The sequence below is a fragment of the Stenotrophomonas sp. TWI169 genome, from assembly GCF_039674705.1.
Lineage (GTDB): Bacteria > Pseudomonadota > Gammaproteobacteria > Xanthomonadales > Xanthomonadaceae > Stenotrophomonas > Stenotrophomonas maltophilia_P.
This window is the reverse complement of record NZ_JBDJOB010000001.1, coordinates 348643-369187: the sequence shown is the minus strand read 5'-3', so window position 1 is coordinate 369187 and position 20545 is coordinate 348643. Positions and strand designations below refer to the sequence as shown.

Below are 20545 nucleotides of genomic sequence, written 5' to 3'. Positions count from 1 at the left end.
AGGGCGGTACTCATGATTCGTGACGGGCCGGGCGGAATGGAATGGTGACGGAAAATGCTGCGGCCGCATACCGTCCGGACGATGTGAATGCCTGTTCACGCATTGCTGAACACTTCAGCTGCGCAACGCCGCACGAATGCAAACGCCTGTTGAGCCGCGCTGCAGGCCTGCTGGCGTTGCTGCTGCGTGAGGGGTTCCGCATCCAGATGCGCGCGGGTGATCCGCCATTGCTCGGCCACGCCTGCAGGCGAAGGTGCAAGGTGACGGGCGCCATGGCCGGCACCCAGCCCCAGCGCGGCGACGTACTTGAGCAGGACGGCCGAACCCAGGGCAGAACCCTCGACGGTGTACAGCCAACCCAATGCCGACGCACGGGATGCGTGCTGCAGCCTGGGACGCCAGGCATGCGCGCGTGGCAGCGGGGCGCCCATATCCAGCAGATCCTGTTCAACCAGCTGCAGTCGTGCCGTTGCCGGAAGCATCAGCCCGTCCATGTACAGCGGCGCGGCGGCGTGGTGGAAATGCCATTGGACCTGGAGAAAGCGCCCGTAGCGCAATGTGGATTCGAACAGGCGTTGCCCGATCAGGAACGCATCGAGGCTGCCGTGCACCGACCGCGTGGCGTCCCTCAGGTACACGCTCAACGGACTACCGGCAGACTGCTGGCAGCGGGCGGGTGGATCGGAGGACGGCAATGGACTGTGCATCTGCGGCACCCTAGCAGAATCGGTCCGCGGCCCGCACAAGATTTCGCGGTCACTGCATGTGCACTGCACACCCGCTGCACGCCGGTTTCCATAACGTACGCAGGACACTTCCACTGGCGCTCCGTCGTGAACCTGCACACACCCCCGAACACGTCCCACTCCATGCGCGCGATGCCGGACAGCTGCCAGTTCCAGCTGCTGGATGTGGATCTTCTGCAGGACCCCGGCACCCGCCGCATCGTTCACCTGTATTCCATGGTGGCACGCTGCCTGCGCTGCGAGACGGTGTTCAAGGCGGTGGAGGGGCAGGGCCTGGTCAGTATGTCGGCCATCCGCGTGCTGCGCTGCCCGACCGGCTGCGGGCAGCAGTCGCTGAAGGGCGCGACCCTGCGCAGCTGGCAGCCTGCGCCTGAAGCAACCGCCTGAAGCGCGCACCGCCTTACAGGGCCCCGGGGTTGGCCTGCCACACCGCGTAGTTGAGTACGGCGGCGAACCCTACCCACAGCAGATAGGGCAGTAGCAGGATCGCCGCCAGCGTCCGGACGCGCGCGAAGGCAATCACGGTGGCGATGATGAGCGCCAGCAGGGCCAGGATATCCACGAAGGCGAGCGCACCCTGTTTCCATCCAAAGAACAGCCAGCTCCATGCGGTGTTGGCTGCCAGCTGCACGACGTAGAGCGCCAATGCCACCGTGTTGGGGCGCCGTTCCTTCTCGCGCCAGACCAGCCACGCGGCCACTGCCATCAGCGCGTACAACACCGTCCAGACCGGTCCGAACAGCCCGGCGGGAGGCGCCCACGCGGGCAGCGACAGGGTGGAGTAGAAGTCCGATGCCGAGATCGAGGCCCGTGCGCCAAGCGCCGCTGCCACGAAGGTCAGCGTAAGCCAGCCGGCCAGTCCAAGGGCCTGCGTTGTTCGTTTCATCGGGCATCCTCGCGTGGGTCTCGAACCAATACGAACGAGTGGCACGTTTGGATGCAGCGCCGGCCGTCAGTCCCCAGGCGCTTGTTGCGCAGGTGCCGCCGAGGCGGGCAGCAGGGAGGGGCGCTCATCAAACCACTCGCGGGCCTTTGCCAGGTGCCAGCGGCGCTGCTCGCCGTCGAGCTCGAGGCCGGCCCCGAGCACGCCCCAGCGCAGATAGAGATCGCCGCGCTTGTGCTGACCGGGAAGATCGAGGCGGGCGCGGACGGACCACCGGTCATTCTCCGCAGTCAGCTCGTCCAGGGTGAGATGCCCCGGCCGCCAGCGCAGTGCGGTCTGCGCATCGACCTGGCCAGCGTCGAGCAGCGACAGCACCCAGCGCGGATAGTCGCCGCGCTCGGCAAACACCGCCAGCAGGGGCGAGGCATCGCTCATTGCCACGGCGCCACGTGCGTCCACCTGGAACGGCGACTGTGCATCGATGCGCCCGGACTGGATGTCGATACGTCCGCGCCACGGCGTCTTGCGTGCGACACCGGCGATCTGGATGTTGCGCAGCTCGACGGTGCTGCCGGAGACGTCGAAATGGCGGTCAGTGAAGTTGCCGCGGCGCAGGGCTGCATCCAGCTGCACGTCGCCGGCCAGTGACAGCCCGGCGACCTGCGCACGTGCCTGCCGGCCCAGCAGGCGGGCGCTGCCCTGGCCGATGCGACCATTGGTGTCCAGCCGCATCTCGCCGCTCACCTGGCCGGTGCCGCCGAGCAGCCGTACCTGGTCCGTGCCCAGATAGCGGTTGTAGGCCGCCAGGTCCGGAATGGTGGCGTCACTGAAACGCAGGTGCGCGCGCACACCGTTGCGCAGCTCGCGGATACGGCCGTCACCGCTCAGCGTCACCTGCAGATCGCGGCCATCGAACAGCCGTGTGCGCGGCGCGTCCGTCGGGTTGGCAGTGAAGCGGGGCAGGCGTACCGACAGCTCGGCGCGGGTGGGCGATCCGTCCTTGAGCTCACCATGCGCGCTGGCCGTGCCCGCCATCGTCACGCCGGCAATACCGGCAACCGCTTTGGCGGAGGGAATGTCGACCGTGCTGCCCGCCACCAGTTCACCGTTGCGGAGCTTCAGATCCGCCTGCAGGACGCCGCCGCCATCGAGCTGCAGCCAGGGTTTGCGAACGAACAGCGCGGGGATCCAGTTGAGCGAGGTGAAGGTCCACTCGCCGCGCACCGTTCCCGAGGTCCGTTCGATCAACTGGTCGATCTGGCGGAAAGGAATCTCACGGCCAGCAATCCGCAGATCGGCGTCCAGCGCTGCGCCCGTTCCTTCCTTGGGAGGCAGCCGGGCCTGCAGCCGAATGTCGTCGGCGGTGTTGAGCTGCAGGGCCAGAACGCCACGGCCGGGAGCGCCGTCACCGAGCAGCAGGGGCACGTGCCACAGCGCGTGGCTGCCGGGCTGCAGGCGTCCATGGTCCATGCGGATGTCCATCTGCAGTCGCCCCGGCACCGGGGCACTGGCGATCCGCGGCTGCGCCAGGCCGGTATCCAGGCGCAGCCCCTGGCTTCGTGCGTTGACCTCGAGCGCAGCCCGCAACAGGCCCAGTTTGGCCAGGCCGGGCGCCTGGTCGCGGAAATGGCGGGGATAGCTGAAGCGGGACGTGAGTTCTGTGTCGCCCAGCAGCTGGACGCCGTCATAGCTGACGTCGGCGGCATCGAAGCGGACCTGGGAATCGAACAGTTCCGACGGACCGCCGCGCAGTTGCTTGAGGAAACCGACCGTTCCGGCTCCCTTGCCGATGATCAGCAGCTTGCCCAGCCGGGCGCTGCGGATGCTGTCGCTATGGATGGCGTTGAAGCGCAGCGTCCACCCGCGGGTACCGCGGGGGGGCGAGGGGACGACCTGATCGACGCGACTGACGTCGGCCGAAACACCGGTCGCCTGCAGCCGCGGCACCCGGACTTCGCGCCGGAACAGGGGGAGGAGGGCAAGGCGCGCACTGGCACGTTCCGCATGCAGCACATAGACCGTGTGGTTGACGTGGCCGCGCATGTGCACGTTCCAGGCGATCACGTGGCCCGGCACCAGTGTGATCGCCGGGCCCGTTGTCATCACGAACTTCTGCGGCTTGCGGTTGGTGACGTTGTCGAACAGCGGCGTGTTGAGGAAGACGTTGCCCGCCAACAGATAGGCTGCGTAGAGGCCGAGCAGGATGTAGAGCGCTGTGCGCCACCGGCTAGGCAAATGCTTGAGGTGCGCGCGGACTGCTGCCATGAACGCTCAACATGATGACGAACTCCGGCCACTATGGCCGAGTACCGTGGTTCACCATGTGAAGTGACTGGCGGCGCTGGTGCAGCATGGCCCAGTGCGGAAACCGCATGAAGGTGGCGGCGTTCCGCTCGCGCAGGCAGCCGCACTGAACCCTGTGCCGGACCAGCGATGGCTCAGAGCAGCAGCAATGCCCCGAGCAGCGCGGGCGGCATCACCAGTACGCCGATGCGCAGGAAGTCGAGCCCGCTGACATGTTCGCCTTCCCGACGCAGGGCCACCAACCACAGCAGGGTCGCCAGCGAACCGGTCACCGACAGGTTCGGGCCGAGGTCCACACCAATCAGCAGTGCCGCGCGCGTCTGCGCCGGCAGGTCGGCCATCTGCCCCAGTGAGCCTGCGGCCAGACCCACCGGCAGATTGTTGGCGAGATTGCTGAGCAGGGCTGCGACCGAGCCGGCCAGCCACCCGGCCTGGTGGGGTGAGGTGCGGGCAAGGGACTCCAGCGCACTGGCCGCCATCTGTATCACGCCGGTCTGTGCCACGCCTTCGACCAGAACGAACAGACCTGCCACCAGCGGCAGCACGCCCCAGGACACGTTGCGCAGCAGCGGCAGCGGACTCTGGCGCTGGCGAAGGGCGACGGCGACGACGCTCGCGCTGCCTGCGCAGAAGGTCACCAGACCCAGCGGGCCGTTCAACGCCGACGTCACCAGCAGCGCTGAGCCGGTGAACAGCACGCCGTAAGCACTCAGGCGACCGCCAGCAGACAGGGGGCGATGTTCCGGCGCCGGGGCCAGTGGCTGCGCGATCTCGCGGCGGTGCACCCAGCGCAGGACCAGGTAGGTCGCACCGATCGCCGCCAGCGACGGCAACGCGAACTGCGCCAGCCACTGCTGCAGCGGTGGCATGTGCCTGCCATACACCACCAGATTGGCCGGATTGGAGATGGGCAGCACGAAGCTTGCCGCATTGGCGATGAACGCACAGACGAACAGGTAGGGCAGGGGATTGGCGCGGGCCGCCCTGCACGCGGCATAGACCGCGGGGGTCAGCACGACGGCGGTCGCGTCGTTGGAGAGGAATACCGTCACCAGCGTGCCCACCAGGAACACCAGGTCGAACAGCCGCCGCCCGGAGCCCCCCGCGTGCCGCACCGCGTACAGCGCCAGCCAGTCGAACAGGCCTTCCCGCCGCGCGAGCTCTGCCAGAACCATCATCCCAACCAGGAACAGATAGACATCACCGCCTTCGGCGACCGCGCCGAGGACCGTGCCGACCTGCATCACACCGGTCAGCGGCAGCAGCGCCGCCGCCACGACGGCCCAGACATACTCGGGCAGGCGGAAAGGACGGAACAGCAGACCCACGGTGGCGAGCGCCACCGCCGACCAGATGATGGCGGAGGAGTAGGAAGCGAGCATGGGGAGGGGGAGCAGGAAACGCGGCATCATACCGTGTGGGTCGCGCCGCGGCCGCGTGTGCGATGCGCACAAGGGGACTGCCGCGGGAATGATTTGCTGCGCTGCACGGTGACAAGCGGGAACCAGGGTGATTAGTCTGCGCCTCAACGCGATGGTAGCGCTACCAATAGATTCGGGGTTTTGGGTCCAGGGGCTGCCTTCTTTACCGCGTGTTCGTCCTGGCAGGCTTGAAAGCGAGTTTGAGTCGCGGCGCGTCCGGCGCCCGCGATGTTCGGTTTGGAATACGGGCCTCGCCCGTGCGTGCCCCTGGGAGGGGGCGGTACATCCATTCGATCGTATGTCATAGGGGACTTTCATGAGCGCTCGCAGTTTCCGTGCTACTCCAGACCCGAGGACCCGTCCATGAGCCGGACCTTGGCGAAGTTCCGCTCCAGGGCCATGTTCACGTTCGTCGGCGGCGTCCTGGTGATCAATCCCGCCTTCGCACAGGAGGCCTCCACGACCACCGCACAGCCGCCTACGGCGCAGACGCAGCCCACGCAGCCTACTCAGCTGGACGCGGTGCAGGTGACCGGTATCCGCAACAGCCTCAGCCAGGCCATGGACATCAAGCGTGATTCGGCTGGCGTGGTGGACGCGATCAGTGCTGAGGATATCGGCAAGTTCCCCGATACCAACCTGGCGGAGTCGCTGCAGCGCATCACCGGCATCTCCATCGAGCGTCGTGACGGCGAAGGTGCACAGGTCACTGCACGTGGCTTCGGTCCGCAGTTCAACATGGTGACCCTCAACGGACGCCAGATGCCCGGTGCCGATGCATTCGGTGCGTCCGGGCAGGTCGCCATCGGTGGCGTCGACGGTGGCACCCGCGCCTTCAACTTCGCGCAGCTGGCCGCCGAGGCCATCAACGGCATCGAGGTCTACAAGACCAGCCAGGCGCAGGTACCCAGCGGCGGCATCGGCGCGACGATCAACATCCTGACGGCGCGGCCGCTGGATCACGAAGGCATCATCGCCAATGCCGGCGCGAAGCTCGTCTCCGACCGCAGCCAGCCGTTCGACAATGATCTGACGCCGGAGCTGTCGGGTATCTTCAGTTACAGCAACCCGGAAAAGACCTTCGGTGTGAGCCTGAGCGCGAGCCAGCAGAAGCGCAAGGGCGGCTCGGTGCAGGCCACGGAGAACTACTGGAACGTGCAGCCGTGGACGGGCTCGATGCCCGGCAACCCGACGGTGGTCAACGCGCCGGAGATCGGCCAGCTCTATGCACGCCCGAACGACCTGCGCTATGCATTCTCGGAGTTCGAGCGGGAACGCGTGAACGGCCAGGCCGTTCTGCAGTTCGCGCCCACGGACAGCCTGACCCTGACCGTGGACTACACCTACTCGACCAACGAGATCACCGAGAACCGTGGCGAGCAGGGCATGTGGCTGCAGAACAGCAACTACACCAACGTCCAGTTCGATACCAGTGGTGCGGTGGCCACCCCGGTCTACATCCGTGAGATCGCCGGCACCAAGGATTTCGGGTTGGAACAGCAGCGCAGCATGCAGGAGTACAAGCTGGGATCGCTTGGCTTCAATGCCGTGTGGAATGTCACCGACCGCTTCAAGCTGAGCTTCGACGCACACAATTCGAAGAACGAGAGTCGTCCGAATGATCCGCTCACCGGCGGCGGCTCGATCTTCATGAGCATTGCCGGCACCAACAACTGTACCCGTGGCCCCCATTGCGGCGGCTCCTGGGTGCAGGAACTGGAGTTCAACAATGGTCTGCCGGTCGGCACGCAGACCTGGTATCCCAGCACGGCAGATGCGATCGCCGGCACCAACGGCGTGGTCAACCCGGGCTTCCAGGAGGGAGAGATCGGCACCCAGGTGCTGCGTGTCAACGCACAGTCGCAGGTGAGCGAGATCAAGCAGGCCCGCGTGGATGGCGAATGGAACTTCGACCAGGGGCGGTTCCAGTTCGGCGTGGACACCAACAAGTCGACCACGCACCGCATCCAGGCAGCCGAGGCCTACTCGACCCTGGGCGACTGGGGCGTGGCCAACGTCAACCGCGATACCGATGCCGGGCTCATGGATCTGCTGCGTCCGGTCAACATCGTCGGCCTGTTCGATGACTACAGCGCCAGCAGCTGGCCCGCATGGCGGGGCAACGCCGGCCAGCTCGCACAGTGGGCGGCCGACGAGTATGGCGTGGGGCTGGGAGTCAGCCCGCAACGCGCGGCCGACAACTTCGTGGAAGAGAAGACCAAGGCGGCCTACTTCCAGGTGGAACTGGATGGCCAGCTGGGCAGCATGCGCACCAACACCCGGCTGGGCGTGCGTTACGAAACCACCGACGTGGTCTCGACCTCGGTCATCGCCGTGCCCGAGTCCATCGAGTGGCAGGCCAACAATGATTTCCGCATCGTGCTGTCCGACGAGCAGCAGCCCTTCACCGAGAAGGCAAGGTACAGCTACATCCTGCCCAATCTCGATTTCAGCATCGATTTCACCGATGAGCTGAAGGGCCGTGCCTCGTTCGGCAAGAGCATCGCCCGCGCGCCCTACGGCAATCTCTATGCGGGCCCGGGCGCACAGCAGCCGTTCGGATCGGTGCTCATCGATCCGTCGTCGCGCGCCAGCGGCAACGCGCAGAATCCCAGCCTGAAGCCGTTGGAATCGGACAACCTCGACCTCGGGCTGGAGTGGTATTTCGCCGACGCCAGCTATGTGTCGCTGACCTACTGGAACAAGTCGGTCGACAACTTCATCGGCAATACCGTTGTCCAGGAGAGCCTGTACGGGCTGACCGATCCCACGTCCGGCCCGGATGCGCGTGCGGCTCTGGACTTCCTCACCAGTGCAGCCTGCGTCTCCCAGGTCGGTGCCGCCAATGCGGCCGCCTGCTCGGCCAACGACACCTCGCTGTTCACCGCGCTGGCCTTGCTGCGCAACAACCCCGCCGGACTGGCGGCCTACAACGGAACCGACGCGCAGGTGCTGGCCACCGAAGCGGCCTACGATCTGTATGGCCAGGCGGACGATCCGCTGTACCAGTTCAATGTCAACCGCCCGATCAACCAGAACAAGTCCAAGCTGCACGGCTGGGAGCTCGGCGGGCAGTACTTCTTCGGCGACACCGGTTTCGGCGTGCTGGCCAACTACACGATCGTCAGCGGCGACGTCGGCTACAACAATGGCGGCGATCCGGGCATCGACCAGTTCTCGCTCACCGGTCTGAGTGATACCGCCAACGCCATGCTCATGTACGAGAAGTACGGCTGGTCGGTCCGCCTGGCGTGGAACTGGCGCGACCAGTACCTGATCCTGGCCAACCAGGGCGCCAGCCGCAATCCCTACTATGTGGAGGCTTACGAGCAGTGGGATCTGAGCGTGAACTACACGCTGGACGACCACTGGTCGTTCGGACTGGAAGCGATCAACCTGACCGGCGAGGACGTACGCTGGCGCTCGCGCACGTCGCAGATGATCGTGAAGCTGGCTGACCAGAGCCCACGCTACATGCTGGGTGTCCGCTACAAGTTCTGAGTCTGGCGACGGACCCGTCCGGCACGGTACCGTTGTCCCGGCAACGGTACCGCGCGGGCCTGTCCTGACGCAGCACCTGTCGCACGTGCCGGCGGTACCCTGCCGGCCACTGGCCCCGCACCGGACTGGACATCCTGATGGCCCGCTATGAAATGCTCAACAACATCGCCCATCGGGACCTGAGGGTCGCCACCGGCTTCGGCCCCGAGTTCGGCGACGCCGTGGGCATGGTGCCGGCCTATCCCAGCGAGTTCGCCGAACTGCAGCGGGAATATCCCATCTTCCTGCGCAAACAGGCCGGATCGGGCGAATGGCAGGCCGTCGCCCTGCTCGGGTTTGAACAGCACGAGAACCTGTTCCTGCAGGACGGCCGCTGGAACGCCTCCTATCTTCCTGGAGCCGCAGCGAAGGGGCCGTTCCTGATCGGATTCCAGGAGCATTACGTCGACGGTGTGCTCACCCGTGAGGCGGTGATGCATGTCGATCTGGACCATCCCCGGGTCAGCACCGAGGCCGGCGAGCCGTTGTTCCTGCCGCAGGGTGGCAACACCCCCTACCTGGACCACATCGCCGGCGTGCTGCGTGGCATCCATGATGGCAGCGCGTTCGGCGCCGCGATGTTTGCAATGCTCGAGGAAAGCGGACTGATCCAGCCGATCACGCTCGACGTGCAGATCACGCAGCATCACCGGGTGAGCGTGAACGGATTGCACGGCATCGACCGTGAGCGCCTGGCGCTGCTGGACGACTCGACGCTGGCCGCGCTGAATCGCGCTGGCTGCCTTGAGGGCGCCTACCTGATGCTGGCGTCGCTGCACAACATGCGCCGCCTGATCGCCGAGAAGCAGCGGCGCCTGCGCGCGCAGGATGCAGCAGCGTCCACGGCCAGGAACTGAGGGCGGGCGATGGGGGCTGCGATGCGGATACTGGAGGGCATCGATCCTGCTGCGCTGCCCCTGGCCTCGCTGGTCGAGGCCGGAGAGCCGGTAGTGCTGCGAGGCATTGCGTCACACTGGGCGCTGGTCGAGGCTGGACAGCGCTCCACGCTGGACGCGCTGGCCTACCTGGGCGGCGTCGACGCGGGCGTGCCCATCCAGTACTCGTTCGGCGGGCCGGACATCGACGGGCGCCCGTTCTACACCGCCGACTTCAGCCGGCTGAACTTCGAGGTCCGTCGCGCATCGCTCAGCGAGGTGCTGGAAGGCATCGCCTCGACACTGCATGAGCCGAGGCCGCCCACCTACTACGTGGCGTCGCTGCCGGTGGAGCGGGCATTGCTGCCGGCATTCGCACAGGCCAACCACGCAGGGTTGGCGGGGCAGGGCATCGAGGCGTTGGCCAGCATCTGGATCGGCAACCGCGTCACCGCATCGTGCCATTTCGATACCCCCGACAACCTTGCGTGCTGCGCGGTGGGCCGACGCGAGTTCACGCTGTTCCCGCCCGAACAGATCGACAATCTCTACCCCGGCCCGCTGGATCCCACGCCAGGCGGCCAGGTGGTGAGCGTGGTGGACTTCGAACGTCCCGACTTCGACCGGTATCCCCGCTTCAGGGAGGCCCTGGCGAGTGCACGCAGCGCAGTGCTGGAGCCAGGGGATGCCATCTTCATTCCCAGCATGTGGTGGCACCATGTGCGCAGCCTGGCGCCGTTCAATGTGCTGGTGAACTACTGGTGGCGTAGCTCGCCGGCCTTCCTCGGCTCGCCCCTGCCGGCGCTGCACCATGCGATGTGGGCCCTGCGCGATCTGCCCGCGCGTGAAAAGAAGGCGTGGGAAGCGCTCTTCCAGTATTACGTATTCGGCCCCGGCGAGCGCGCGGGGCAGCACCTGCCCGACGATGCGCGGGGGGATCTTGCACCGTTCGACGAGCAGCGCGCGCGCCGCATGCGCGCGATGCTGCTGGGCAGACTCAACCGCTGAGGGGCACCGTGATCGATACCGCGAGCACAGCAGAAGGGCGCATCCGCAAGGTGGTCATTGCCGGCGGTGGCACCGCCGGTTGGCTGGCCGGATGTGCGCTGTCCCATCAATTCCGCGACCAGCTGGACATCACCCTGGTCGAGTCCGAGCAGATCGGTACGGTCGGTGTCGGCGAGTCCACCGTACCGCCCATCCGCACTTTCCATCACTTTCTGCAGATCGACGAGCAGGAGTTCCTGCGCGCGGTGGCCGGCACGTTCAAGCTGTCGATCTCGTTCGAGAACTGGCGCCTGCCGGGCGAGCGCTTCTTCCATCCGTTCGGCACCATCGGACATGGCACCTGGGCCACGCCGTTCCACCATTTCTGGCTGGACAGCCTCCGCCGCGGGATGCCATCGGATCTGGGCGATTTCTGCCTGGAGAGCGTCGCCTCGCGCGACGACCGCTTCTCGCTGCAGACCCAGCCGCAGCCCAGCTACGCCTATCACTTCGATGCCGGTCTCTACGCCCGGTTCCTGCGCCGCAGAGCCGAAGCGCAAGGCCTGCGACGGGTGGAGGGCAGGATCGCCGAGGTCAGACAGCATGCGCATGATGGTTCGGTGCAGTCGCTGGTGCTGGACGACGGGCAGGTCATCGAGGGCGATCTGTTCATCGACTGCACCGGCTTCCGTGGCCTTCTGATCGAGCAGACATTGAAGACCGGCTATGAGGACTGGCACGAATGGCTGCCGTGCGATCGTGCCGTCGCGGTACAGACCGAATCAATCGCGCCGCCGGTGCCGTACACCCGGGCCATCGCCCATGAAGCCGGATGGCGTTGGCATATCGCGCTGCAGCACCGCGTCGGATGCGGGCTGGTCTATTCCAGCCGGCACATGTCCGATGACGAGGCGAGGGCGAAGCTGCTGCGCGACGTGGGCGCACCGCCGCTGCGCGAACCCTGGCAGGTGCCCTTCCGCAGTGGACGCCGTCTGCAGGCCTGGAACAGGAACGTGGTGGCGCTGGGGCTGGCCAGTGGCTTCATCGAACCGTTGGAATCCACCAGCATCCATCTGACGATCAGCGCCGTGGTGCGGCTGATCCAGTTGTTTCCGTTCGATGGGGTCGCGGCCTCACTGGTGCAGCTCTACAACGAGGTCAGTCGCCAGGAGATGGAACACGTGCGCGATTTCATCATCCTGCATTACCACGCCACCCAGCGCGAAGAGCCGTTGTGGAAGGCGTGCCGCGAGATGGCGGTGCCCGAGTCGTTGCAGCAGCGGCTGCGCGCGTGGCGTGAGCGCGCGCACGCGTGGCAGGACCCCGGCGAGCTGTTCCGGGTCGAGTCGTGGACCAGTGTGCTGCTTGGCCAGGGCATCCAACCGGGCCGCCCGCACCCGCTTGCGCGGGCACTGAGTGACGCCGACCTGCGCACGCTGCTGAAACGCATCCAGCAGCCGGTGCGGCAGGCGGCCACGCAGATGCCATCGCAGGCGGAATTCATCGACCGCTATTGCCGGTCGGGCCCCGAGGTATGGCACGCGAACAGGGCGGCGTCGTAACAGGTCTGCCTGCAGATGCCGCGACGGCGAGCAGGGTTTTGCGTTGCAGCACGCTTTTTCCGCCGCGGCTGGTTACAGTGCGGCATCACGGCGGGCGGTACGCACGCCGTGCAAACGAGGAGGCAGTGCAACAAGGCCTCCTTTTTTGAATGTCAGAAATGGTAGCGCTAACGTTTCGGTGTTCGGAGGCGGTTTCGATGGGTCTGGTTGCCGGTGTCGACGCAGGAACGCAGAGTTTGAAGGTGCTGGTCTACGACCCGGAGGCGCGTGCCGTTGTCGCCCGCACCAGCGCGGCGCTGGAGATGAGCAGCGGCGCCGATGGCAGCCGGGAACAAGTGCCGGCCGACTGGGTGGCAGCGCTGCGCACCTGCTTCGACGGGATTGATCCATCGCTCCGGTCACGCATTGCAGGTTTGGCCGTATCGGGCCAGCAGCACGGCTTCGTGCCGCTGGATGCGGCGGGCGACGTGCTGGCGCCGGCCAAGCTCTGGTGCGATACCAGCACGTCGGCCGAATGCACCCGGATCATGGATGCCGCCGGCGGAATCGACCGGACCATCGCGCTGGCCGGCAATCCGATCCTTGCCGGCTATACGGCCTCCAAGCTGCCGTGGACGAAGACGCATCGCCCGACAGCCTATGCGCGGCTGGCGACCATCCTGCTGCCGCACGACTATCTCAATTTCGTGTTGACCGGGCAGCGGTTCTGCGAGCACGGAGATGCCTCCGGCACGGGCTGGCTCGATGTGCGCACGCGCACGTGGTCGCAGGCGCTGCTGCGCGCCACGGATCCGGACCGCGATCTTGCCGCCTGCCTTCCCCCCATCGCCCCGCCTGATGCGTTGTTCGATATCGACCGCGCGGCTGCCAGCATGCTCGGACTGCCGGTGACGGTGAAGGTGGCGGTCGGCGGTGGCGACAACATGATGGCGGCCATCGGCACCGGCTGCGTCACGGAAGGCCGCCTGGCGATGAGCCTGGGAACGTCGGGCACGTTGTTTGCCTACTCCGATTCACCGGTGATCGATCCGGACGGGGCCTGGGCCGCCTTCTGCTCTTCCACCGGCGGCTGGCTGCCGCTGATCTGCACGATGAACTGCACCGTCGTGACCGAGCAGGTAGCGAGTACCTTTGGTTTCAGTACGCGTGACGGCGATGCCCACCTCGACGCGACGTCGCCCGGCGCTGGCGGATTGGTCATGCTGCCGTTCCTCAATGGCGAGCGCACCCCCGACCTGCCGCTGGGCAAGGGCGTGCTGGCCGGCCTGGACACCCATAACTTCACGCCGGCGCACATCTACCGCGCTGCCATGGAAGGGGCGACCTACAGCCTGAAGTTCGGCTACGACGCGTTCAGGCGCGCCGGCATGCAGTTCGACCGCATCGTGCTTACCGGGGGTGGCAGCAACAGTGCCGCGTGGCGGCAGCTGGTGGCCGATGTGTTCGGACTGCCGGTCGACGTGCCGGTGCAGGCCGAAGGCGCGGCATTCGGTGCGGCGCTGCAGGCCCTGTGGGCCATCGGGCGGTCGCAGGGTGATGCCGCGCCGATCAGCGAGGTCACCGCGCAGCATGTCCGCGTGGACCCGGCACTGGCCGCGCGTCCGGATTCCGGCCGCAGTGGGGCCTATGCCTCCGCCTATTCGCGCTTTCTCCGCCATCTCGAGGCCGTCACGCCGCTGCAGCGCGGCTGAGGTCCGCCTCCCTCCAACATCCCGCACAACGACAGGAGCACGTACCATGACCACGCAGCCCTTCATCGGCGCCAAAGAGTACTTCCCGGGCGTCGGCCGCATTCCGTTCGAGGGCAGGGACTCGGACAATCCGCTCGCCTTCAAGGTCTACGACGCGAACCGGGTCATCGGCGGCAAGACCATGCAGGAGCACCTGCGCTTCGCCGTGTGCTACTGGCACACCTTCTGCAACGCCGGCCACGATCCGTTCGGACCGGGAACCCGGCAGTTTCCGTGGGAGGCCGGTTCGCCGCTCGCCACTGCAGAGGCGAAGGTCGATGCAGCCTTCGAGTTCTTCACCAAGCTGGGCGTGCCGTACTGGTGCTTCCATGACATCGACCTGGCGCCGGATGCAGACGACATTGGCCAGTACCAGAAGAATCTCACGCACATGGTGCGCCTGGCCAAGGCCCGCCAGGACGCCACCGGGGTCAAGCTGCTGTGGGGTACGGCCAATCTGTTCTCGCACCCGCGCTACATGAACGGCGCATCGACCAATCCTGATTTCGCCGTGGTTGCCCGTGCCGCGGTGCAGGTGAAGGCCGCGCTGGATGCCACCGTCGAGCTGGGGGGCGAGCACTACGTATTCTGGGGTGGGCGCGAAGGCTACGCGTCGCTGGCCAATACGCAGATGAAGCGCGAGATCGAGCATTTCGCGCGATTCCTGACGATGGCCCGCGACTACGGCCGCAGCATCGGCCTGAAAGGCAACTTCCTTATCGAGCCCAAGCCGATGGAGCCGATGAAGCACCAGTACGATTTCGACAGCGCGACCGTGGTGGGCTTCCTGAAGGAGCACGGGCTGGACAAGGACTTCAAGCTCAACATCGAAGCGAACCACGCCACGCTCTCGGGGCACACCTTCGAGCATGACCTGCAGGTGGCCTCCGACCATGGCCTGCTTGGCAGCATCGATGCCAACCGTGGCAATGCGCAGAATGGGTGGGACACCGATCAGTTCCCGAGCGATCTGTACGACACCGTAGGCGCGATGCTGGTCGTGCTGCGGCAGGGTGGCCTGGAGGGCGGGCTGAATTTCGACGCCAAGGTGCGCCGGGAGTCGACTGACCTGGAAGACCTGTTCATTGCCCACATCGGCGGCATGGACGCGTTCGCACGGGGTCTGGAAGTGGCACACGCACTGCTCACCGAGTCGCCGTGGGAGCAGTGGCGCAGGGAGCGCTACGCGAGCTTCGACACGGGAGCCGGCAAGGATTTCGAGCGCGGCACGCTGAGCCTTGCCGACCTGGCCACGCTGGCCGCCGATATCGGCGAGCCGCGCCAGACCAGCGGCAAGCAGGAACGCTACGAGAACCTGCTCAACCAGTATCTGCTGCGCTGAGCACGGCAGCGTCAAGGCGGCAATGGAGCGATCGAGGGGATGTCGATGAACCAGGCAGCAGATGGCGGAGAGAACACACGGCTGATCGTTCTGATCAGCGTGGTGGCAACGATTGGCGGGTTCCTGTTCGGGTTTGACAGTGGCGTCATCAACGGCACCCAGGACGGCCTGCACCAGGCGTTCCGCTCCGGGGAATGGATGCAGGGCTTCGAGATCGCCTCGATGTTGCTGGGCTGCGCCGTGGGCGCCTTCAGCGCCGGCAGGTTGGCCGACCGGCTGGGGCGGCGCAATGTGCTGATCCTGTCGGCGGTGATGTTCCTGCTGTCGGCGCTGGGGGCCGGCGCTGCGGGTTCTTCCGCGTGGTTCATCGTCGCGCGGGTGATAGGGGGATTTGCAGTTGGCGCGGCGAGCGTGATTTCACCGGCCTACATCGCCGAGGTGGCACCCGCCCGTTACCGTGGCCGACTGGCTACGGTGCAGCAGATCGCGATCATCAGCGGGCTGACCGCAGCGTTCCTGTCCAACTACCTGCTGGCCGCCGCCGCCGGGGCATCGACGGAACCTCTGTGGGCAGGGCAGGCCGCCTGGCGCTGGATGTTCTGGATGCAGGCGGTGCCCTCGCTGGTGTTCCTGCTGCTGTTGCTGACCATCCCCGAGAGCCCCCGCTACCTGGTGGTGAAGCGGCGCAAGGAGGACGCACTGCGGGTTCTCACCCGGCTGCTGGGCCGCGACAAGGCACAGCTCACGCTCGACGAGATCGAGGCCTCCCTGTCCACCGACCATCATCGTCCGCGGCTGTCCGACCTGAGGAGCAGGGCGACCGGGCGGATCCGTCCCATCGTCTGGGTGGGTGTCGGCCTGGCCTGTTTCCAGCAGCTGGTCGGCATCAACGTGGTCTTCTACTACGGCGCCGTGCTGTGGCAAGCGGTCGGGTTCTCGGAGAACGACGCGCTGCTGATCAATGTGCTGTCCGGCGCACTGAGCATCGGCGCATGCCTCGTCACCGTGCTGCTGATCGACCGTATCGGTCGCAAGCCGCTGCTGTGGATCGGCTCGGTGGGCATGTCCGTATCCCTGGCGCTGGTGGTGGTGGCCTTCGCCAGCGGCTCGCTGGCCGACGGGCACCTGCAGCTGCCGGGCCGCATGGGCACCCTGGCGCTGGTCGCCGCCAATGCCTACGTCGTGTTCTTCAATCTGTCCTGGGGACCGGTGATGTGGGTGATGCTGGGCGAGATGTTCCCCAACCAGATCCGGGGCTCGGCACTGGCCGTCGCCGGTGCAGCGCAGTGGACGTCGAACTTCGCGGTCACGGTGACGTTCCCGATGCTGCTGGCCGCGGCCGGGCTGGCGGCAACCTACAGCATCTACCTGGTGGCCGCGGTGGTCTCGGTCGTGTTCGTGCTGCGCCATGTGCACGAGACCAAGGGCAAGGAACTGGAGCAGATGGAAGGATGAGCGCCATGACATCGCAGGATTCCATGCGCCGTGCCGGCGCGCTGATCGCCGGACTGATGCTGGCGCTGGCCGGTTGCAAGGGGGGAGGCCGGCCAGCGCAGGCCACCGCTACCGAGGCTGATCCATGGCCACAGGTGGCCTGGCCCCTGGCCGAGGATGCCGCACTGGAGAAACGCATCACCGACCTGATGGCCGGCATGACCGTGGAGGAAAAGGTCGGCCAGCTGGTGCAGGGAGACATCGCCAGCATCACCCCCGACGACGTGCGCAGATACCGGCTCGGCTCGATCCTGGCCGGAGGCAACTCCGATCCTGGCGGTCGCTACGATGCATCGCCCGCCGAGTGGCTGGCGCTGGCGGACGCGTTCTACGACGCCTCCATGGACACCTCGCAGGGTGGAAAGGCAATTCCGCTGCTGTTCGGCATCGACGCGGTGCACGGGCAGAGCAACATCATCGGCGCCACGCTGTTCCCACACAACATCGGGCTCGGCGCTGCTCGCAATCCCGAGCTGCTGCGCAGGATCGGCGAGATCACCGCGCTGGAGACACGCGTCACCGGCATGGAATGGACGTTCGCGCCCACGGTCGCGGTTCCGCAGGATGACCGCTGGGGGCGCACCTACGAGGGCTATTCGGAGTCTCCCACCGTAGTGGCCAGTTATGCGGGTGCCATGGTGGAGGGCCTGCAGGGCAGGATAGGGTCGCCTGACTTTCTTGATGGCCGCCATGTGATCGCGTCGGTGAAGCACTTCCTGGGCGATGGTGGCACGACCGGCGGGAAGGACCAGGGCGATACCCGCATCAGCGAGGCCGAGCTCGTGCGCATCCATGCGGCCGGCTATCCGCCGGCGATCGCTGCCGGAGCACAGACCGCCATGGCGTCGTTCAACAGCGTCAACGGCGAGAAGATGCACGGCCACCGGCACTACCTCACCGACGTGCTGAAAGGGCGGATGAACTTCGGCGGCTTCGTGGTCGGCGACTGGAATGGCCATGGACAGATCAAGGGCTGCACGACCACCGACTGTCCCGCCACCATCAATGCGGGCCTGGACATGGCCATGGCGTCGGACAGCTGGAAGGGCTTCTACGAAACCACCCTGGCGGCCGTGAAGGACGGCAGGATCACTGCTGAGCGGCTGGATGATGCGGTGCGCAGGATCCTGCGGGTGAAGTTCCGCCTGGGCCTGTTCGAGGCGGGCAGGCCTTCCAGCCGGGCGGTGGGTGGCCAGTTCGCGCTGATCGGCGCCCCTGAGCATCGCGCGGTGGCGCGGCAGGCGGTGCGCGAGTCGCTGGTGCTGCTGAAGAACCAGAACGGCATCCTGCCGCTGTCGCCAAAGCAGCGGATCCTCGTGGCCGGCGACGGTGCCGATGATGTCGGCAAGCAGGCCGGCGGCTGGACGCTGAACTGGCAGGGCACCGGCACCACCCGCAAGGACTTCCCCAATGCGGATACGATCTTCGAGGGCATTGCGCAGCAGGCCAGGGCCGCGGGTGGCGAGGCCACGCTTGCCATCGATGGCAGATACACAGTGAAGCCGGATGTGGCGGTGGTGGTGTTCGGTGAAGATCCGTATGCCGAGTTCCAGGGCGACCTGCCCACGTTGGCCTACAAGCCCGGCGATGAAACGGATCTGGGATTGATTCGCCGGCTCAAGGAAGACGGCATTCCAGTGGTGGCGGTCTTCCTGAGCGGGCGACCTCTCTGGGTGAACCGGGAAATCAATGCCGCGGACGCCTTCGTGGCGGCGTGGCTGCCGGGATCGGAAGGCGGTGGCGTTGCCGACGTACTGCTGCGTGGTCCGGATGGCCGCATGCAGCACGACTTCAAGGGCAGACTCAGCTTCAGCTGGCCACGTACGGCCACGCAGTACGCCAACAACGTCGGCCAGAAGGACTACGCCCCGCTGTTCCCGTTCGGCTTCGGTCTGAGCTATGCCGACAAGGGCGATCTGGCGGCACTGCCGGAAGTTTCGGGCGTCACCGGCAACGAGGGGGCGACCGGTGTCTTCTTTGCCCGCGGCGATGCAGGTGCCGGCATGGCGCTGCGGCTGGAGGATGGTGCCGGGCAGGGCATGACCGTGATCAGCGTGCCGGATGCACTGGCAGATGACCGTCTGAAGATCACCGGTGTGGACCATCTGGCCCAGGAGGACGGCCGGCGTCTTGCCTGGTCGGGTCAGGGGGAAGCCGTGGTCGCACTGCAGTCGCACACGCCGCTGGACCTGCAGCGGGAAGCCAATGGTGATCTGATGCTGTTGACCACGCTGCGTGTCGACGTGGCACCACGTGGCGAGGCGTGGTTGTCGGTGGGCTGTGGTGCCGGGTGCTCGGCGCGCATCGCCATCGGGCCCACGCTGGCGGCGCTTCCGGTCGGCCAGTGGACGCGCGTGGGCATTCCCCTGAAATGCCTGGCTGCGGCCGGAGCGAAGGTGGGTGCGCTGGATCGGCCGTGGTCGGTGGGGACGGCTGATGCAATGACGATCTCCGTGTCCCGCGTGGCGCTGGGCGCGCTGAACGAAGCCGAGACCACCCTCGGATGCGGTGCGTGATGGCATCCTGCCTGGAGGCCAGCGCGCTGGACACAGGCACCGTGCGGGTGCCGGCATGACACGGGCCTGTGCGCTACCGGTGCGTAGGCGGGGCCGCCACCGAATCGCGTGCGATCAGGCGATGCGGCACGACATGATCCCGCAGTACGGGGGCGTTTCCGGCCGGGCGACGGATGGTGCGCAGCAGGATATCGATGGCAGCATTGGCCATCGAGGCGATCGGCTGATGGATCGTCGTCAGTTCCGGCCACACGGTGGTCGCGGCCGATGTGTCATCGAAGCCCACCACCGACAGGTCGCGGGGGACCTCCAGGCCGCGTCGGTGCGCCACGGAGATGGCGGCTGCCGCCATGTCATCGTTGCTGGCGAAGATGGCCGTCGGTGGCCGACGCTGGGACAGCAGCTTCTCGGCGGCGGCCAGTCCGGACCGGTAGGTGTAGTCGCCGTGCTGGACCAGGCCGGGTTCCACCGACAGTCCGGCTTCCTGCAACGCGGTGACGAAACCATCGTAGCGACGCGCACTCGCGCTCAGATCCCGGCGCCCTCGGATGAAGCCGATGCGGCTGTGGCCCTGCCGGATCAGGTGCTCGGTCATTTCCTTGCCTGCGTTGAAGTCGTCGATGCGGACGCAGGACAGGGCCTCGCTCAGGCGCCCCGATGCGATGGCCACCACCGGGATGCCGGCCTTCACCAGTTCACTCACGGCCGCCTGCGATTCGCACAGCGGCGGCGGCAGGATCACCCCGTCGACGCGGCTGGCCAGGGCACGCGCTGCCGTGCGCTCGGACTCATCGTCAAGGTTGTCCCAGTAGTCGATGACCAGTTGGATGGCAGAGCTGGACGCGACGCGCAGCAGCCCGACCAGCAGTTCGCGCAGGTAGGCACCGCTGGGATTGGTATAGATCAACGCAATGCGCGTATGCTGCGCAGCGGCCAGCGAACTGGCCGCCAGATTGGGCGTATAGCCCAGCTCACGCACGGCACGCATCACCCGCTCGCGGGTGACGTCCCGCACCTTGCCCTGGTTGATCACCCGCGACACGGTCATCGGCGAAACGCCGGCAAGGGCCGCAACCTCGTCGATCGTCACGCCCGCGGTTCTGCGGCGAACCGATTTCTTCGGCTTGTCCAATGCACGATCCCTT

Annotated in this window: 14 protein-coding genes; 9 read left to right on the top strand and 5 right to left on the bottom strand. The window is 66.6% G+C overall.

Features of this window, described 5'->3' with window-relative positions; genetic code table 11:
• Nucleotides 1–95: 95 nt before the first annotated feature.
• Nucleotides 96–638 (bottom strand): biliverdin-producing heme oxygenase, encoded by a 543-nt coding sequence (locus tag ABE543_RS01510; RefSeq protein WP_231108703.1) that lies wholly within the window; start codon nt 636–638, stop codon nt 96–98.
• 240 nt (nt 639–878) lie between these two features.
• Between ABE543_RS01510 and ABE543_RS01505 the strand changes: the two genes are divergently transcribed.
• A complete protein-coding gene (locus ABE543_RS01505) occupies nt 879–1133 on the top strand; it encodes a hypothetical protein (protein ID WP_181452142.1) in 255 nt (84 codons plus the stop codon).
• Between the two features lie 13 nt (nt 1134–1146).
• On the opposite strand, the gene ABE543_RS01500 is transcribed toward ABE543_RS01505, so the two are convergent.
• The 3 genes from ABE543_RS01500 to ABE543_RS01490 form a co-directional block, all read right to left on the bottom strand.
• A complete protein-coding gene (locus ABE543_RS01500; protein WP_111186977.1) occupies nt 1147–1632 on the bottom strand; it encodes a TspO/MBR family protein in 486 nt (161 codons plus the stop codon).
• A gap of 66 nt (nt 1633–1698) precedes the next feature.
• Entirely contained in the window at nt 1699–3894 is a 2196-nt protein-coding gene (locus tag ABE543_RS01495; RefSeq protein WP_346475188.1) for a hypothetical protein, read from the bottom strand.
• Between the two features lie 173 nt (nt 3895–4067).
• A complete protein-coding gene (locus tag ABE543_RS01490) occupies nt 4068–5315 on the bottom strand; it encodes an arsenic transporter (RefSeq protein ID WP_340044848.1) in 1248 nt (415 codons plus the stop codon).
• A gap of 402 nt (nt 5316–5717) precedes the next feature.
• On the opposite strand from ABE543_RS01490, the gene ABE543_RS01485 reads away from it, so the two are divergent.
• The 8 genes from ABE543_RS01485 (at nt 5718) to ABE543_RS01450 (ending at nt 19400) form a co-directional block, all read left to right on the top strand.
• Nucleotides 5718–8855: a TonB-dependent receptor gene (locus tag ABE543_RS01485; RefSeq protein WP_053518517.1), complete on the top strand. Its 3138-nt coding sequence runs from the start codon at nt 5718–5720 to the stop codon at nt 8853–8855.
• Nucleotides 8856–8992: 137 nt separating this feature from the next.
• Complete coding sequence (locus ABE543_RS01480; protein WP_283219304.1) at nt 8993–9751, top strand: SapC family protein; 759 nt, start codon at nt 8993–8995, stop codon at nt 9749–9751.
• 9 nt (nt 9752–9760) lie between these two features.
• Nucleotides 9761–10777 carry a cupin-like domain-containing protein gene (locus tag ABE543_RS01475; protein WP_262218096.1) on the top strand — a complete coding sequence of 339 codons (1017 nt, stop codon included), beginning with the start codon at nt 9761–9763 and terminating at the stop codon, nt 10775–10777.
• A gap of 8 nt (nt 10778–10785) precedes the next feature.
• On the top strand, nt 10786–12318 hold the full coding sequence (locus ABE543_RS01470; RefSeq protein ID WP_111186973.1) for a tryptophan halogenase family protein: 1533 nt from the start codon (nt 10786–10788) through the stop codon (nt 12316–12318).
• 197 nt (nt 12319–12515) lie between these two features.
• Nucleotides 12516–14009: a xylulokinase gene (gene xylB, locus ABE543_RS01465; protein ID WP_111186972.1), complete on the top strand. Its 1494-nt coding sequence runs from the start codon at nt 12516–12518 to the stop codon at nt 14007–14009.
• A 46-nt stretch (nt 14010–14055) separates the two neighbouring features.
• Nucleotides 14056–15390 (top strand): xylose isomerase, encoded by a 1335-nt coding sequence (xylA, locus tag ABE543_RS01460; protein ID WP_053518508.1) that lies wholly within the window; start codon nt 14056–14058, stop codon nt 15388–15390.
• A gap of 30 nt (nt 15391–15420) precedes the next feature.
• Nucleotides 15421–16845 carry a sugar porter family MFS transporter gene (locus ABE543_RS01455; RefSeq protein WP_180875208.1) on the top strand — a complete coding sequence of 475 codons (1425 nt, stop codon included), beginning with the start codon at nt 15421–15423 and terminating at the stop codon, nt 16843–16845.
• Between the two features lie 5 nt (nt 16846–16850).
• Nucleotides 16851–19400, top strand: coding sequence for an exo 1,3/1,4-beta-D-glucan glucohydrolase (locus tag ABE543_RS01450; protein ID WP_346475187.1), 2550 nt, complete (start codon nt 16851–16853; stop codon nt 19398–19400).
• Nucleotides 19401–19473: 73 nt separating this feature from the next.
• On the opposite strand, the gene ABE543_RS01445 is transcribed toward ABE543_RS01450, so the two are convergent.
• Complete coding sequence (locus tag ABE543_RS01445; RefSeq protein ID WP_053516379.1) at nt 19474–20532, bottom strand: LacI family DNA-binding transcriptional regulator; 1059 nt, start codon at nt 20530–20532, stop codon at nt 19474–19476.
• Between the last annotated feature and the right edge of the window lie 13 nt (nt 20533–20545).

What these genes read in the sequence shown, in the direction of transcription:
- xylB (WP_111186972.1), top strand. Translation starts at nt 12,516, where the DNA reads ATGGGTCTGGTTGCCGGTGTCGACGCAGGAACGCAGAGTTTGAAGGTG.
- ABE543_RS01480 (WP_283219304.1), top strand. Translation starts at nt 8,993, where the DNA reads ATGGCCCGCTATGAAATGCTCAACAACATCGCCCATCGGGACCTGAGG.
- ABE543_RS01505 (WP_181452142.1), top strand. Translation starts at nt 879, where the DNA reads ATGCCGGACAGCTGCCAGTTCCAGCTGCTGGATGTGGATCTTCTGCAG.
- ABE543_RS01475 (WP_262218096.1), top strand. Translation starts at nt 9,761, where the DNA reads ATGGGGGCTGCGATGCGGATACTGGAGGGCATCGATCCTGCTGCGCTG.
- ABE543_RS01485 (WP_053518517.1), top strand. Translation starts at nt 5,718, where the DNA reads ATGAGCCGGACCTTGGCGAAGTTCCGCTCCAGGGCCATGTTCACGTTC.
- ABE543_RS01495 (WP_346475188.1), bottom strand. Translation starts at nt 3,894, where the DNA reads ATGGCAGCAGTCCGCGCGCACCTCAAGCATTTGCCTAGCCGGTGGCGC.
- ABE543_RS01490 (WP_340044848.1), bottom strand. Translation starts at nt 5,315, where the DNA reads ATGCTCGCTTCCTACTCCTCCGCCATCATCTGGTCGGCGGTGGCGCTC.
- ABE543_RS01500 (WP_111186977.1), bottom strand. Translation starts at nt 1,632, where the DNA reads ATGAAACGAACAACGCAGGCCCTTGGACTGGCCGGCTGGCTTACGCTG.
- xylA (WP_053518508.1), top strand. Translation starts at nt 14,056, where the DNA reads ATGACCACGCAGCCCTTCATCGGCGCCAAAGAGTACTTCCCGGGCGTC.
- ABE543_RS01450 (WP_346475187.1), top strand. Translation starts at nt 16,851, where the DNA reads ATGACATCGCAGGATTCCATGCGCCGTGCCGGCGCGCTGATCGCCGGA.